Genomic DNA, 14,909 nt, shown 5'->3' with positions numbered 1-14,909 from the left:
AATGTGTCACCCCGGATCTGAACGGTGTGCCACGGGGCAAGGTGATGACCTCCGAGGGTTTCCTCGAGGGGCGGCGTTTGCAGTTGGCGCGGGGTGTGCTGCTGCAATGCATCATGGGCGGCTATCCGCCGGCGCGGTTCTACGGCAGCGATGACGGCGATCTGGCGCTGGTCGCCGATCCTGCGCAGATTCACCGTTTGCCCTGGAGCGACGAGCCGCGTGCCATGGCGATTTGCGACGCCGACGAACTGAGCGGAGAGAGTTCCAGCCTCTCGACCCGTGGTCAGCTCAAAGCGGTCATCGCCCGTTACGCCGCGCACGGTCTGGCGCCGGTGGTGGCGACCGAACTGGAATTTTTTGTCTTCGCACCCAATACCGATCCGACTCAGCCGTTCCGTCCGCCGGTCGGCCTCGACGGCCGTCGCGAGGATGGCCAGTCGGCCTTCAGCGTCAGTTCCAACAACGGCCTGCGGCCGTTCTTCCGCGAAGTGTATAAATGCATGGCCGCCCTCGGCCTGCCGCGCGACACCTTCATGCATGAGATGGGCGTCAGCCAGTTCGAGATCAATCTGCTGCACGGCGACCCGCTGCTGCTGGCCGATCAGACGTTCCTGTTCAAGCACCTGCTCAAGGAGGTCGCGCTCAAGCATGGCCTGAGCGTGGTGTGCATGGCCAAACCGCTGGCGCATACGCCGGGCAGCTCGATGCATATTCACCAGAGCATCGTTGAGATCGGCAGCGGCAAGAATGTCTTCACTGACTCGAACGGCGAGCCGACGTCGATGTTCCGCCACTTCATCGGCGGGCAACAGGCAGGCCTCGCCGATTTCACCGCACTGTTTGCGCCCAACGTGAATTCCTATCAGCGCCTGTGTCATCCGTACGCGTCGCCGAACAATGCCTGTTGGTCCCATGATAATCGCGCCGCCGGCTTGCGTATTCCCGCCAGCTCGCCGGTCGCACGTCGGGTCGAAAACCGCTTGCCGGGCGCCGACGCCAATCCGTATCTGGCCATCGCCGCCAGTCTGGCTGCGGGTTTGCATGGTATCGAACAGGAACTGGAGCCGAGCGCGGCAATCCAGGGAGAATTCGCCGTGCCGGATAATCTGGCCTTGCCGTGTACCTTGCACGCCGCGCTGGAGCGTCTGAAACGTAGCCAGTTGGCGAGGGAACTGTTCGGGTCGGAGTTCATCGAAGGCTACATCGCTTCGAAGACCATGGAGTTGACCAGCTTCTTTGATGAAATCACTCCCTGGGAGCGCCGTGTGCTGGCCGCCCAGGCCTGACGTATCGCTGCTGCCGGGCTGTCTTCTGACCGCCCGGTATTTACTGCAAGGAGCCGCTCGGAACGCCGATGCGCCAAATCTGGAAATCCTTTCGAGCGCTGTATTTCGCCTCGCTGATGATGTTGATCGGCTCAGGCCTTCTTTCTACTTATCTGGCTTTGCGTCTGGCCGCCGACAATGTCGACGGGCTGTGGGTCGGTGCGCTGATGGCGGCCAACTATTTCGGTCTGGTGCTGGGCGGCAAGATCGGCCATCGCCTGATCGCCCGGGTCGGGCATATCCGTGCCTACTCGGCGTGTGCCGGGATCGTCGGCGCGGCGGTGCTCGGCCATGGACTGGTGGACTGGCTGCCGGCGTGGCTGGTGCTGCGGACGATCGTCGGTCTGGGCATGATGTGTCAGTACATGGTCATCGAGAGCTGGCTCAACGAGCAGGCCGACGCCAATCAGCGTGGGCTGGTGTTCAGCGGTTACATGATCGCCTCGTATCTGGGCCTGGTGCTGGGCCAGCTGATTCTGGTCATGCACCCCGGCCTCGGCCTGGAACTGCTGATGCTGGTGGCGCTGTGCTTTGCCCTGTGTCTGGTGCCGGTGACGTTGACCCGACGGATTCACCCGGCGCCTCTGCACCCGGCGCCGATGGAGCCGCGCTTCTTTATCAAGCGTGTGCCGCAATCGCTGAGCACGGTGCTCGGCGCCGGTCTGATCATTGGTTCGTTCTACGGTCTGGCGCCGCTGTATGCATCGCAACAGGGGCTTACGACCGAGCAGGTCGGTCTGTTCATGGGTAGCTGCATTTTTGCCGGTCTGCTGGTGCAGTGGCCGTTGGGCTGGTTGTCCGACCGTTATGACCGCGCGCTGCTGATACGCTGCTTTGCCGGGTTTCTGGCGGTGGCGGCGTTGCCGTTGGCGATCATGCCGCAGGTGCCGCTGGAGGTGTTGTTCGTCGTTGGTTTCTTCTGTTCGCTGGTGCAGTTCTGCCTGTATCCGCTGGCGGTGGCGTTCTCCAATGACCACGTCGAAGGCGATCGCCGCGTGTCGCTGACCGCCATGTTGCTGGTGACTTACGGCGTCGGCGCGAGCATCGGGCCGCTGCTCGCGGGCGTGCTGATGAAGTTTCTCGGCAGTCAGAGCCTGTATGCGTTCTTCAGTTTCTTCGCGTTGGTGCTGGTCTGGCGGATACGTCCGAAAGCGGTCACCAACCTGCACCAGGTCGACGACGCACCGCTGCATCACGTGGCAATGCCGGACAGCATGTCGAGCTCGCCGCTGGTGGCGGCGCTTGACCCGCGTGTCGATGAGCAGGTGGTGCAGGAGCAGATGGTCCAGGACCCGGCGCCGGTTACTCCTGAGCCTGAGCCCGAAGCGCAGCCGGAAGCAGTCGTTGAAACCGAACTGGACAGCGGCAATGACGATAAGCCTGCGCCGGATATCAGCGGTGGCAGGCCCTGAATCGAAGGTAAACATCGGCGCATAAAAAAAGGGCAGTCCTGTGCGGGACTGCCCTTTTTATTGATCGCTGCGACTCAGAGATCGTCTTTGTCGAAACGCCGTGCTTCACGCTGCAACTGGTAAACAAAACGCTCGACGTTGCGCGCAGCCTGGCCGCTGATGTTGTGGAAGCGCAGACCGGCGAAGGTGATGTTGAGTTTTTCTTCGAAATGCAGATAGCGCAGTTCGACCGATGTTGGCTGGTTGCCGAACAGCGGCGGGGCGATCAGGCGATCGTAGACCTGGCCCAGTTGCAGGCGATCAGTGATGTCGCCTTCGAAGCGGAACTTGCAACCGGTCGCAGAAATATCCAGCAGCTTGCCCTGAAGAGGAACCTTGAGCTTTTCGCCGCCCAGTTCAACGCTGACCAGATCGGTGAGCTTCAACGCAGCGCGGAAGGCGTTACGGCGCTGGTGATAGACCACTTCGCTCGGCAGGTCGCCGGTGTAGAAACGGTCGCCGTCGGATTCTTCGATGTTCAGCGTGCCGTTGCATTCCCAGGCGATGCGCACGCCGTCATGAAAGCCTTCGACCTTGAACGGCTCGCCAGCCTGGAGGAAGCGCTCGCCGTCGCGTGGAATCATTTCATCCAGCGCGATCGTTGCGGTTTCGCGGTCGACCTTGATCAGGTAACTCTGAAAGCGCTGGCTGCGTTCATGGAAAGTGATGATCAGCGGATCGTGGCTGTCTTGCAGCTGGCGCAGGTTGCTGGAGATTTCCAGTGGCGTGGTGAGCACCTTCGGAGGCTGCGGAGCATCATCCGCGCTTAGGGTGTTGGACACGGTTCTTCAATCTCCAGACAAAATAAGACTACGACTGGCCAGTATTTTGCCAGCATGTTGCGCAAGTGGATAGTGCAGGGCCAGCGAATGGCTCATGCCTGGCTGAGCGTTCGCGGCTTGACCGGTTTGGCAAAGGTGCCGCTGGCGTCGTACAGCGCTGGCGGCTCACCGCCGGTGAGGATCTTCAGCTGGTTGGCCGTAGTCGCCTGCTGGATCTGGATCGACTGGCCGTTCTTGATGTTGGCCGCCTGGCATTGGGCGATCAGCGCGGTCAGGGCATCGCCCTGGGTCAGCAACTGGTCGCCAATGCTCGACTGGCTGGCCAGTTGCTCAAGACCTGTGCGATCGGTCGGCAGGTTGAGGCTGGCGAGGATTTCGCTGCGCTTGCGGCCATGCTGCTCGAGCAGAATGATCAACGCTTGCTTGGTCGCCAGAATTTCTTCCAGCAACGGCATGTCGCGACCATGCAAAGCGAGGGATTCGGTTTGCAATAACTCCAGCAATTGTTGCGCTGGAGCAAAGTCGTCGTTGATCAGTTGCAATAAGTTAGTGTCGTGCATGGCTGGCCTTGGGGTTTAAGCGTCCAAAAGCCTGGCGCCGGCAAAAGCCTAGCGCTGGGCTTCGAAGTTGAGCAGTTTGCTGGCTACACGGTTGCTGTCGACTTTATAGCTGCCATCGGCAATCGCGGCTTTCAACTCGGCCACTCGGGCTTTGTCGACAGCAGGCTGATCGCGCAGCTTGTCAGTGACCTTCTGCAACTGTTGAGCCTCATTGCTGAGGTGTACCGACTCCCCGCTTTTGGCGACATTGGCCTGTTCGGCCTGGGTATTCAGCGGCGCGGAGGGGCTGTTTTCAGCGCTTTCCTTGGCGTTGCTGGTACGTGTGCTGCCGGTTAGTGACGAGGAACTGTTCAATCGGTTGAAATCGATAACCATGATAAAAAACCTCTGGGAATTTGGACGCTTGCCATGTTTTCGGCTATCCCCTGAAAAACTTTAGGCCCAATCAACCATAAGCTTGCATGCGCCGTTGCGAGACCTGCTGCGGCACAGTTTAGGGAAGCGACGGGATCGGCGCCAGTTTTCTCCACGAGGCTTTTACATGGCCACTTCGACCTGTCCCGGCGCAATCACCTGCGCCTTGATAACTCTTTGAGAATTAAGGTTTTTTACTCGAATCTGTTCTTTCATGCCGCCATTGGAGAGCGCTTCCCCCGGCATGCGTACGGCAAGGGTGCCGCTGCGCGCAGTGATCACCACCTGGTCACCCTTGCGCACCACTTCGGCCTGTTCCAGATGCACGAGAGTGATGACCTGATCGGCGACCGTTGGTCGGGTAAGTTTCTGCCCGATCGCTTCGTCGACGGAGGTCAGGAAACCCTGATTGATCGTGCTGACGTCGCGCTCGCGCAAGGTCACATCCTGCGGCTCGATAATGCCGGCGCGTTTCAGCGGACGAGTGGTCGTCACGATCTCGCGAAACAGGCGGACTTGAGCGGGTACGAACACCGTCCAGGGCGAACTGCCTTCGCAGCGAACCTTCACCGTGACGCGGCCCAGCGGGCGTGCCGGGCTCTCCAGCGTGGCTGTCAATTCCTTGTCGCACATGGGCATGCGCATGCGCGGGTCGAGCTGGTTGACTTCGATTTCGTAGCGGCCTTCGGTTTGACTGGAAGCCAAATAGTCTTCTACGGTGAATTCAAGAAAGCCCTGAGTCACGCCGATAAGCATATCAGGCAAGGTAACCGCATCTGCATGGGCAGGACTGCCAGCAAGCAAGCAGCAAACGGCGGCCACCGCGCAAAGCCCTTTGCGAAGGGAGGATGTCAGGCGTCGGGAAAATGTCGTTTGAGCGTTCATACGAGTTAAAAAGCAAGCGCCGTGCCGTTTAGCAATGAATGTGCGTCGCAACAACACTTGGCGTTGGTGTAGGAGTCTGGGCATGGCTGGTGTAATGGATTCGGTGAACCAGCGCACGCAACTGGTAGGGCAGAATCGCCTCGAGCTGCTGTTGTTCCGTCTCGACGGGCCGCAGCTCTACGGGATCAACGTGTTCAAGGTACGGGAAGTGTTGCAATGCCCGTCCCTGACGTTGATGCCCAAATCCAGTCCTGTCGTGTGCGGGGTAGCGAATATACGGGGAGCGACCATTCCGATCCTGGATCTGGCAATGGCAACGGGCTCCGGTGCGTTGAAAGACAAGAACAGTCCGTTCGTGATCATCACGGAGTACAACACCAAGACCCAGGGTTTCCTGGTCCGCTCGGTGGAGCGCATCGTCAACATGAACTGGGAAGAGATCCATCCGCCACCCAAGGGTACCGGCCGCGATCACTACCTGACGGCTGTGACCCGGGTCGACAACCAGTTGGTCGAAATCATCGACGTCGAGAAGGTGCTGGCCGAAGTGGCGCCGACGCCGGAAGCGATTTCGGTGGGCGTGGTCGATGTCGAGACGCAGACCAAGGCGTTGTCGCTGCGGGTGCTGACGGTCGATGACTCGTCGGTGGCGCGCAAGCAGGTCACCCGTTGTCTGCAGACCATCGGTGTCGAAGTGGTGGCGCTGAACGACGGCAAGCAGGCGCTGGATTACCTGCGCAAGCTGGTCGACGAGGGCAAGAAGCCGGAAGAAGAGTTCCTGATGATGATTTCCGACATCGAGATGCCGGAGATGGACGGGTACACCCTGACGGCGGAAATCCGCGGCGACGCACGCATGCAAAAGCTCCATATCATCCTGCATACTTCGTTGTCGGGGGTATTCAATCAGGCGATGGTGAAGAAAGTCGGTGCTGATGACTTCCTGGCCAAATTCCGTCCTGATGACCTCGCATCCCGGGTAGTCGACCGGATCAAAGCAGCAGATATCAGCTAGGGGCCTTCTGCCCCTGGCGGTCAACACGATTTAAGAGGCGGCATCATTGTCTACGGGTAATTTGGATTTCGAACAGTTCCGGGTCTTCCTGGAAAAAGCCTGTGGCATTCTGCTCGGTGAAAACAAGCAGTATCTGGTCTCGAGCCGTCTCAACAAACTGATGGAGCAGCAAGGCATCAAGTCCCTGGGTGAGCTGGTACAGCGCATCCAGACCCAGCCGCGCAGCGGTTTGCGCGAGCAGGTGGTCGATGCCATGACGACCAACGAAACCCTGTGGTTTCGCGACACCTATCCGTTTGAAGTCTTGAAGAACAAGGTACTGCCGGAAGCGATCAAGGCCAGCCCCAACCAGCGTCTGCGGATCTGGTCGGCGGCCTGCTCGTCGGGGCAGGAACCGTACTCGCTGTCGATGTCGATCGACGAGTTCGAGCGCAGCAACCTGGGTCAGTTGAAGATGGGCGTGCAGATCGTTGCCACCGATCTGTCGGGCCTGATGCTCAACAACTGCAAGACCGGCGAGTACGACAGCCTGGCGATCGGTCGCGGTCTGTCGCCGGAACGCCTGCAACGCTACTTCGACCCGAAAGGGCCGGGGCGCTGGGTGGTCAAGGCGCCGATCAAGAGCCGGGTGGAATTCCGCTCGTTCAACCTGCTCGACAGTTACGCAGCGCTGGGCAAATTCGACATCGTGTTCTGCCGCAACGTGTTGATCTACTTCTCTGCCGAAGTGAAGAAGGACATCCTGTTGCGCATTCACAGCACGTTGAAGCCGGGCGGGTATCTGTTCCTTGGCGCTTCGGAGGCGTTGAACGGATTGCCGGATCATTACCAGATGGTTCAGTGCAGCCCGGGGATTATTTACAAGGCGAAATAAGCGGTTTGCGCTGATACAAAAAACGGGAGGCCCCAAAAGGCCTGCCGTTTTTTTGTGCCCGAATTATTTCCACGAACACCACGAACCCCCTGTGGGAGCGAGCCTGCTCGCGAAAGCGGTCTGTCCATAAGACAGTTGGCGCCTGACACGCCGCCTTCGCGAGCAGGCTCGCTCCCACAGGGATCTGCGCTGGCCTGGCAAGGACGGCAAGCGGCAGAAAAGCGGCATCCGGCGGTAACCGGTTGCCGCTTTTCTGGCATTGCCGCTTAGCCTGTTCGGCGCAAAGCCCCGGAATACGGGGCTTTGTTCATTTGGCACGGCGCTTGCTAAAGCTCAGATACGAAAAACCGGTCACCTGAAGGTTCCCGACATGAGCATCAGCTTCGACAAAGCGCTGGGCATTCACGAAAAGGCATTGGGCTTCCGCGCCCAGCGTGCCGAAGTACTGGCCAACAACATCGCCAACGCCGACACCCCGAACTACAAGGCGCGGGATCTGGATTTCTCCAAAGTGCTCGAAGCACAGACCGAGAAGACCAAGACCGGCGGCCACTTTGCCCTGAACATGACCAACAGCCGGCACATCGAGGCTGAAGGGCTGGGCAACGGCGACGAATCGTTGATGTATCGCACGCCGATGCAGCCTTCGATCGACCAGAACACCGTCGACGCTCAACTGGAACAGTCGAACTACGCGGAAAACGCCGTCGGCTTCCAGGCCAGCTTCACCTTGCTCAACAGCAAATTCAAAGGGCTGGTGTCAGCCCTGCGCGGAGAATAATCCATGTCCCTGTCCAGCGTTTTCAACATTGCCGGCAGCGGCATGAGCGCGCAGACCACGCGTCTGAACACCGTGGCGTCGAACATCGCCAACGCCGAAACCGTTTCGTCGAGCATCGACCAGACCTACCGCGCGCGCCATCCGGTGTTCGCCACCATGTTTCAGGGCGGCCAAGCCGGCGGCAGCAATTCGCTGTTCCAGAACCAGGACGCAGCCGGGCAGGGCGTGCAGGTGCTCGGCGTCGTCGAAGACCAGAGCAACCTCGAAGCGCGCTACGAGCCGAACCATCCGGCTGCCGACGCCAAGGGCTACGTCTACTACCCGAACGTCAACGTGGTGGAAGAAATGGCTGACATGATTTCTGCGAGCCGCTCGTTCCAGACCAACGCGGAAATGATGAACACCGCCAAAACCATGATGCAGAAGGTACTGACCCTCGGTCAGTAATAAGGGGCGACTGCCATGAGCGTTACGGATACCACCAGCAGCCTGAGCATGAACGACATCCTGGCCAACTCGTCGAAGAAGGCCAGCAGCACTACGTCAGGCGGCATCGCTTCGGCGACCAACAGTGCCACCGGCGGCCAGGCGCTGGGCAAGGATGCTTTCCTGCAATTGCTGGTCACCCAGCTGAAAAACCAGAACCCGCTCGACCCGCAGGACAACAGCGCGTTCGTTGCGCAACTGGCGCAGTTCAGCAGCCTTGAAGGCATCACTACGCTGAACTCCACGGTCAGTGGCCTTGCCGGCAACTACAACTCGTCGCAGGCGCTGCAAGCGTCGTCGCTGGTCGGTCGCAACGTGATCGTGCAGACCAACACCGCGCAGCTCGATGACCCGAGCAAAGGCCTGACCGGTTCGGTCACCGTGCCTTCGTCGATTGCCGGCGGCACCGTGACCATCACCGACAAGGACGGCAAGACCGTGCGCACCATCGACCTGGGCAGCCGCGCTGCCGGCGATGCCAGTTTCACTTGGGACGGCAAGGACACTGCTGGCACCGTGGTGCCGGTCGGCACTTACACGTTCAAGGCCAACGCACCGGTCAACGGCACCGCGACGGACCTGGCGACTTATCTGCCAGCGACCGTCAACAGCGTGACGATCAGCCAGACCGGCGGTGAGCTGATGCTCAACCTGGCTGGCAAGGGCACCGTCGCCCTGTCCAAAGTACAAACCATTGGTATATAGAGCCGACTAACCCGGCATAAAGGAGTGGAATATGTCTTTCAATATCGGCCTTAGCGGTCTCTATGCAGCCAACAAGCAACTGGACGTGACCGGCAACAACATCGCCAACGTCGCCACCGCCGGTTTCAAATCCTCGCGCGCAGAATTCGAAGACGTCTATTCGTCGACTCGTCTGGGCAGCGGCAGCAAAGTGATCGGCAACGGCGTGCGCCTGGCCAACGTTTCCCAGCAGTTCACCCAGGGTGACATCAACAACACTGGCAACGTGCTGGACATGGGCATCAACGGCTCCGGCTTCTTCACCATGAGCAACAACGGCTCGATCTCGTACACCCGTGCCGGTACGTTCAAGGTCGACAACGCCGGTTACATCACCAACACCGACTACACCTCGCGTCTGCAGGGTTACGGTGTGGATGCCAACGGCAAGATCATCAACGGTGTGTTGACCGATCTGAAGATCGACACCTCGAACCTGGCGCCGAAGTCGACTTCGGCGGTGACTTCGAGCATCAACCTGAACTCTTCGGCACCCGTGATTATTGATACCGGCGCTACTGCCGTGAAGTTCGACCCGTCGAAGCCTGAGACTTACACCAAGTCGTTCAGCACGCCGATCTATGACACTCAGGGTAACTCCCACGTCATGGATCAGTACGTGGTCAAGACTGGCGAGAATACCTGGAAGGTTTACACCCTGGTTGATGGACGCAACCCGGATGCCACCGGTAGCGATCCAACCAACGCCGCCACGCCTCCGGTTGCTTCGACATTGACGTTCGACAGTTCCGGCAAATTGCTTCAGGTGAGTACACCGAGTACTTTGCCGCCGCCGGCGCCAAACCCGCTCATCAGCAGCGACTTGACGTTGAGTAACTGGAAGCCAGGCACCGTGACCAACGGTGTTTTTACGCCTAACGGCGCGGCAGCAAATCCGGCTGGCGTGACCATTTCGATGGCCAAGACCACCCAGTACAACGCTGATACTTCGCGCACGATACCGACTCAGGATGGCTACGCCACTGGACAGATCACCAACCTGACCATCGACGGTACCGGTACGCTGTTCGCCAACTTCAGCAACAACCAGAGCAAGGCGATTGGTCAGGTTGCACTGGCCAGTTTCACCAACGAGCAGGGCTTGCAGGCTGTCGGTGGCACTAGCTGGAAAGAGACTTTCGCTTCGGGTATTCCGGGCTACGATGCGCCGAAGACTGGTACGTTGGGTGAGGTGGTGTCCAACTCGCTGGAAGAGTCGAACGTTAACCTGACCAACGAGCTGGTTGATCTGATCAAGGGTCAGAGCAACTATCAGGCGAACGCCAAGACCATTTCGACTCAGAGCACGATCATGCAGACCATTATTCAGATGACCTGATTCGGGTTTCTGACTGGTTTTTTTGGGCCCCTCGGTTTTGAGGGGCTTTTTTTGGTCTTGGCGGCCTCTGGGCCGACCAGGTTCTTGGGGTTTTGGGGGTATATCCGTTTTTGCGGGTGTTGCGGCTGGCGGTTCCGCTCTTACAGCGGGTCACTTTTGCAGACGCCCAAAAGTAACCAAAACGCTTTGCTCCTGCGTTCGGCCCTCGCAGGCTCGGGTTCCTTCGCTCCGGGACTGATCCGGGCGCAGCGGCTACGGTTTGCTTCGCTGCACCTCCTTCCGCTGTGTACGACTGCGTCGTACGGTCGCTGCGCTCCCACGCCCGGATCAATCCCTCCACTCAGCCTTCCGACGTCGCCGGTGGATCAAAAGCACTCGAGCTAACGCTCATTGTTGAATGGGGCGGCTTCGCCGCGGGCAGCTGCGCTGCTTTGCTTTTGCTTTTGTGGGAGCGAGCCTGCTCGCGAAGGCGGCCCGACAGCCGACCTGGTCTTGAGGTAACACTCGATCCAACTGTAGGAGCCGCCGAAGGCTGCGATCTTTTGATCTGGCTCTTGATCTGGCTTTTGCTTTGCTTCGGCTTTTGATCTTTTGCCCCTTCGGCAGGCTTCGTTACGGGATCGATCCGGGTGTGGGAGCGCAGCGACCGTACGACGCAGTCGTACACAGCGGAAGGAGGTGCAGCGAAGCAAACCGTAGCCGCTGCGCCCGGATCGGTCCCGTAACGAAGGTACCCCGAGCTTTAGCGAGCGGGCCGTACGCCGGGGCAAAGCCTTTTGGGTTACCTTTTTGGCGTCTGAAAAAGGTGACTCGCTGTAAGAGCGAAACCGCCAGCGGCAACACCCGCAGCAACGGATATACACCCAAAACCCCAAGAACCTGGTCGGCCCAAAGGCCGCCAAGGCCGCCAAAAAACAAAACCCCCGACAAACCAGAAGTCTGTCGGGGGTTTTGTTTGTCTTGAGATTCCAGGCGTCTCGCAACGCCTGATCTCAGCTCAGCTTATTGGCAAGCTTCGCAATCCGGCTCGTCAATCGCGCAGGCCTTTGGCACTGGCGCCGGACCTGCCGGAGCGGCCAGAACCGAATCGTCGCCGTGGTTGCCGCCGCTGGAAACAGCGTTCAGCTTACCGGTGTTGATGGTCGACTTCTCGGTGCTGGTCGCGGCCAGGGCACGGAGGTAGTAGGTGGTTTTCAGACCACGGTACCAGGCCATGCGGTAGGTCACATCGAGCTTCTTGCCCGATGCGCCGGCGATGTACAGGTTCAGCGACTGGGCCTGGTCGATCCACTTCTGACGACGGCTGGCGGCGTCAACGATCCACTTGGTGTCCACTTCGAACGCGGTCGCGTAGAGCTCTTTGAGTTCTTGCGGGATGCGCTCGATCTGCTGCACCGAACCGTCGTAGTACTTCAGGTCGTTGATCATGACCGAGTCCCACAGACCGCGAGCCTTCAGGTCGCGAACCAGGTACGGGTTGATCACGGTGAATTCGCCCGACAGGTTCGATTTCACGTACAGGTTCTGGTAGGTCGGTTCGATCGACTGCGAAACGCCAGTGATGTTGGCGATGGTCGCGGTCGGTGCGATGGCCATGATGTTCGAGTTACGGATACCTTTCTGTACACGGGCGCGAACCGGTGCCCAGTCGAGGGTTTCCTTCAGGTCGACGTCGATGTACTTCTCGCCACGCTGTTCGATCAGGATCTGTTGCGAATCCAGCGGCAGGATGCCCTTGGACCACAGCGAACCGTTGAACGTCTCGTAGGCGCCGCGCTCGTCGGCCAGGTCGCAGGAAGCCTGGATCGCGTAGTAGCTGACCGCTTCCATCGACTTGTCGGCGAACTCGACGGCAGCGTCGGAGCCGTAGGCGATGTGCTGCAGGTACAGAGCGTCCTGGAAGCCCATGATGCCCAGACCGACCGGACGGTGGCGGAAGTTGGAGTTCTTCGCTTGCGGCACCGAGTAGTAGTTGATGTCGATCACGTTATCGAGCATGCGCACGGCAGTGTTCACGGTGCGTTGCAGCTTGGCGGTATCGAGCTTGCCGTCGACGATGTGATTCGGCAGGTTGATCGAGCCCAGGTTGCAAACGGCGATTTCGTCCTTGTTGGTGTTCAAGGTGATCTCGGTGCACAGGTTCGAGCTATGAACCACGCCGACGTGCTGCTGCGGGCTGCGCAGGTTGCACGGGTCTTTGAAAGTCAGCCATGGGTGGCCGGTTTCGAAGAGCATGGAGAGCATCTTGCGCCACAGGTCTTTGGCCTGGATGGTCTTGAACAGCTTGACCTTGCCCGGATACTCGGTCAGCGCCTCGTAGTACTCGTAGCGCTCTTCGAAGGCTTTACCGGTCAGGTCGTGCAGGTCCGGTACTTCGGATGGCGAGAACAGGGTCCACTTGCCGTCATCGAAGACACGCTTCATGAACAGGTCAGGGATCCAGTTGGCGGTGTTCATGTCGTGGGTACGACGACGATCGTCACCGGTGTTCTTGCGCAGCTCGATGAACTCTTCGATGTCCATGTGCCAGGTTTCCAGGTAGGCACACACCGCGCCTTTGCGCTTGCCACCCTGGTTCACGGCCACAGCGGTGTCGTTCACTACTTTGAGGAACGGCACCACGCCTTGCGACTTGCCGTTGGTGCCCTTGATGTACGAACCCAGCGCACGAACAGGCGTCCAGTCGTTGCCCAGGCCGCCGGCAAATTTCGACAGCATGGCGTTGTCGTGGATCGCGTGATAGATGCCCGACAGGTCATCCGGCACGGTGGTCAGGTAGCAGCTCGACAGCTGTGGACGCAGGGTGCCGGCGTTGAACAGGGTCGGGGTCGAAGCCATGTAGTCGAACGAGGACAGCAGATTGTAGAACTCGATCGCACGGTCTTCTTTCTGCTTCTCTTCGATCGCAAGACCCATGGCCACGCGCATGAAGAAGATCTGCGGCAGTTCGAAACGCACGCCATCCTTGTGGATGAAGTAGCGGTCGTACAGGGTCTGCAGGCCCAGATAGGTGAATTGCTGATCGCGCTCGTGGTTGATCGCCTTGCCCAGTTTTTCCAGGTCGAAGGTAGCCAGCACAGGGTTCAGCAGTTCGAACTCGATACCTTTGGCGATGTAGGCCGGCAGAGCCTTGGCGTACAGGTCGGCCATTTCGTGATGGGTGGCGCTTTCGGCGACTTCGAGGAAGTTCAGGCCTTCGGCACGCAGGGTGTCCATCAGCAGGCGGGCGGTGACGAACGAGTAGTTCGGCTCGCGCTCGACCAGGGTACGGGCGGTCATCACCAGGGCGGTGTTGACGTCGGTCAGGGCCACGCCGTCGTACAGGTTCTTCAGGGTTTCGCGCTGGATCAGGTCGCCGTCGACTTCTTCCAGGCCTTCGCAGGCTTCGGTAACGATGGTGTTCAGGCGGCCCATGTCCAGCGGCGCGAGGCTGCCGTCGGCGCGGGTGATGCGGATCGACGGGTGCGCGTTGACTGCTGCTTCGGCAGGAGCGTGAGCTGCGCGCTCTTTCGAACGGCCGTCACGGTAGATCACGTAGTCGCGTGCAACTTTCTGCTCGCCGGCACGCATCAGGGCCAGTTCGACCTGGTCCTGGATTTCTTCGATGTGGATGGTGCCGCCCGATGGCATGCGACGCTTGAAGGTCGCGGTGACCTGTTCGGTCAGGCGCGCAACGGTGTCGTGGATTCGCGACGAGGCGGCAGCGGTGCCGCCTTCAACTGCGAGGAACGCTTTGGTGATAGCGACGGTGATCTTGTCATCGGTGTAAGGAACGACAGTGCCATTACGCTTGATCACGCGCAGCTGGCCAGGCGCGGTGGCTGCCAGATCCGAAGTCGAATCGGCGGCCTGCGGCAAGGTGCCCTGCGGGTTCTCGCGAGTTGTGTCGGTTTGCATGGGGGGTGGTCTCCACATTCTCTATGTTTGTTTGGCACCGTCATGGTGCTCACCGTTCTGTACCGAAGCACTGCAACCGACGGGCGTCGGCATTACAAACTTCGGAACAGTAGGAAAAAGGCTGCAACGCCGCATCCTTGCCGAAGTTTTGGTTACGAGCCGAAGCTCGCCACCGGATTCCTTCGCGGGTGGCAGTCATGACTGCAACACCCATACCGTTTTGTCCGTTTCGGACCAAATAAAACGGTGCCATCCGCCAGCGCGGTTTGGGCTTGAAAAAACTCGCTTGTTCTACCGGAAACTGGCCATAAAGCACTTGAGTTTCAGGTCTGAAATGTGGTTGGGCATTTTAGGTG

Annotated in this window: 13 protein-coding genes; 8 read left to right on the top strand and 5 right to left on the bottom strand. The window is 59.5% G+C overall.

Annotated features, from left to right (window positions below):
* Positions 1 to 44 precede the first annotated feature (44 nt).
* Positions 45 to 1,286, top strand: a complete 1,242-nt coding sequence (locus tag J5M66_RS22970) for a glutamine synthetase family protein (RefSeq protein ID WP_207807970.1) — start codon at positions 45 to 47, stop codon at positions 1,284 to 1,286.
* Between the two features lie 68 nt (positions 1,287 to 1,354).
* Positions 1,355 to 2,737: an MFS transporter gene (locus tag J5M66_RS22965; protein WP_071173273.1), complete on the top strand. Its 1,383-nt coding sequence runs from the start codon at positions 1,355 to 1,357 to the stop codon at positions 2,735 to 2,737.
* Positions 2,738 to 2,811: 74 nt separating this feature from the next.
* Here J5M66_RS22965 and J5M66_RS22960 read toward each other — a convergent pair whose 3' ends face one another.
* From J5M66_RS22960 to flgA, 4 genes are all read right to left on the bottom strand, one after another.
* Entirely contained in the window at positions 2,812 to 3,558 is a 747-nt protein-coding gene (locus J5M66_RS22960; RefSeq protein ID WP_016773607.1) for a flagellar brake protein, read from the bottom strand.
* A 92-nt stretch (positions 3,559 to 3,650) separates the two neighbouring features.
* Complete coding sequence (locus J5M66_RS22955) at positions 3,651 to 4,118, bottom strand: flagellar protein FlgN (RefSeq protein WP_016773608.1); 468 nt, start codon at positions 4,116 to 4,118, stop codon at positions 3,651 to 3,653.
* Positions 4,119 to 4,166: 48 nt separating this feature from the next.
* On the bottom strand, positions 4,167 to 4,493 hold the full coding sequence (gene flgM / locus J5M66_RS22950) for a flagellar biosynthesis anti-sigma factor FlgM (protein WP_016773609.1): 327 nt from the start codon (positions 4,491 to 4,493) through the stop codon (positions 4,167 to 4,169).
* A gap of 162 nt (positions 4,494 to 4,655) precedes the next feature.
* On the bottom strand, positions 4,656 to 5,417 hold the full coding sequence (gene flgA / locus J5M66_RS22945) for a flagellar basal body P-ring formation chaperone FlgA (protein ID WP_083387045.1): 762 nt from the start codon (positions 5,415 to 5,417) through the stop codon (positions 4,656 to 4,658).
* An 82-nt stretch (positions 5,418 to 5,499) separates the two neighbouring features.
* Here flgA and J5M66_RS22940 point away from each other — a divergent pair, with 82 nt between their 5' ends.
* From J5M66_RS22940 to flgE, 6 genes are all read left to right on the top strand, one after another.
* Complete coding sequence (locus tag J5M66_RS22940) at positions 5,500 to 6,432, top strand: chemotaxis protein CheV (RefSeq protein WP_016773611.1); 933 nt, start codon at positions 5,500 to 5,502, stop codon at positions 6,430 to 6,432.
* Positions 6,433 to 6,478: 46 nt separating this feature from the next.
* Positions 6,479 to 7,306, top strand: a complete 828-nt coding sequence (cheR, locus tag J5M66_RS22935) for a protein-glutamate O-methyltransferase CheR (protein ID WP_016773612.1) — start codon at positions 6,479 to 6,481, stop codon at positions 7,304 to 7,306.
* Between the two features lie 370 nt (positions 7,307 to 7,676).
* Positions 7,677 to 8,087: a flagellar basal body rod protein FlgB gene (gene flgB / locus J5M66_RS22930; protein ID WP_016773613.1), complete on the top strand. Its 411-nt coding sequence runs from the start codon at positions 7,677 to 7,679 to the stop codon at positions 8,085 to 8,087.
* A gap of 3 nt (positions 8,088 to 8,090) precedes the next feature.
* Positions 8,091 to 8,534, top strand: coding sequence for a flagellar basal body rod protein FlgC (flgC, locus tag J5M66_RS22925; protein WP_016773614.1), 444 nt, complete (start codon positions 8,091 to 8,093; stop codon positions 8,532 to 8,534).
* A 15-nt stretch (positions 8,535 to 8,549) separates the two neighbouring features.
* A complete protein-coding gene (gene flgD / locus J5M66_RS22920) occupies positions 8,550 to 9,278 on the top strand; it encodes a flagellar hook assembly protein FlgD (protein ID WP_123443640.1) in 729 nt (242 codons plus the stop codon).
* A 31-nt stretch (positions 9,279 to 9,309) separates the two neighbouring features.
* A complete protein-coding gene (gene flgE / locus J5M66_RS22915) occupies positions 9,310 to 10,656 on the top strand; it encodes a flagellar hook protein FlgE (protein WP_207807966.1) in 1,347 nt (448 codons plus the stop codon).
* 1,002 nt (positions 10,657 to 11,658) lie between these two features.
* Here the strand turns inward: flgE and J5M66_RS22910 are convergent.
* Complete coding sequence (locus J5M66_RS22910; RefSeq protein ID WP_024013986.1) at positions 11,659 to 14,553, bottom strand: ribonucleoside-diphosphate reductase subunit alpha; 2,895 nt, start codon at positions 14,551 to 14,553, stop codon at positions 11,659 to 11,661.
* Positions 14,554 to 14,909 lie beyond the last annotated feature (356 nt).

Origin of the sequence: Pseudomonas sp. 67(2021), from assembly GCF_017491835.1 — a bacterium.
Lineage (GTDB): Bacteria > Pseudomonadota > Gammaproteobacteria > Pseudomonadales > Pseudomonadaceae > Aquipseudomonas > Aquipseudomonas atacamensis.
The sequence above is the reverse complement of the archived record's forward strand: the minus strand, read 5'-3'. Positions and strand labels throughout refer to the sequence as shown.

Bases quoted from the DNA above. Each gene is read 5' to 3' on its own strand.
- J5M66_RS22910 (WP_024013986.1), bottom strand. From the start codon at position 14,553: ATGCAAACCGACACAACTCGCGAGAACCCGCAGGGCACCTTGCCGCAG.
- flgE (WP_207807966.1), top strand. From the start codon at position 9,310: ATGTCTTTCAATATCGGCCTTAGCGGTCTCTATGCAGCCAACAAGCAA.
- J5M66_RS22940 (WP_016773611.1), top strand. From the start codon at position 5,500: ATGGCTGGTGTAATGGATTCGGTGAACCAGCGCACGCAACTGGTAGGG.
- flgA (WP_083387045.1), bottom strand. From the start codon at position 5,417: ATGAACGCTCAAACGACATTTTCCCGACGCCTGACATCCTCCCTTCGC.
- J5M66_RS22955 (WP_016773608.1), bottom strand. From the start codon at position 4,118: ATGCACGACACTAACTTATTGCAACTGATCAACGACGACTTTGCTCCA.
- flgB (WP_016773613.1), top strand. From the start codon at position 7,677: ATGAGCATCAGCTTCGACAAAGCGCTGGGCATTCACGAAAAGGCATTG.
- flgC (WP_016773614.1), top strand. From the start codon at position 8,091: ATGTCCCTGTCCAGCGTTTTCAACATTGCCGGCAGCGGCATGAGCGCG.
- flgD (WP_123443640.1), top strand. From the start codon at position 8,550: ATGAGCGTTACGGATACCACCAGCAGCCTGAGCATGAACGACATCCTG.
- J5M66_RS22965 (WP_071173273.1), top strand. From the start codon at position 1,355: ATGCGCCAAATCTGGAAATCCTTTCGAGCGCTGTATTTCGCCTCGCTG.
- J5M66_RS22970 (WP_207807970.1), top strand. From the start codon at position 45: ATGACCTCCGAGGGTTTCCTCGAGGGGCGGCGTTTGCAGTTGGCGCGG.
- flgM (WP_016773609.1), bottom strand. From the start codon at position 4,493: ATGGTTATCGATTTCAACCGATTGAACAGTTCCTCGTCACTAACCGGC.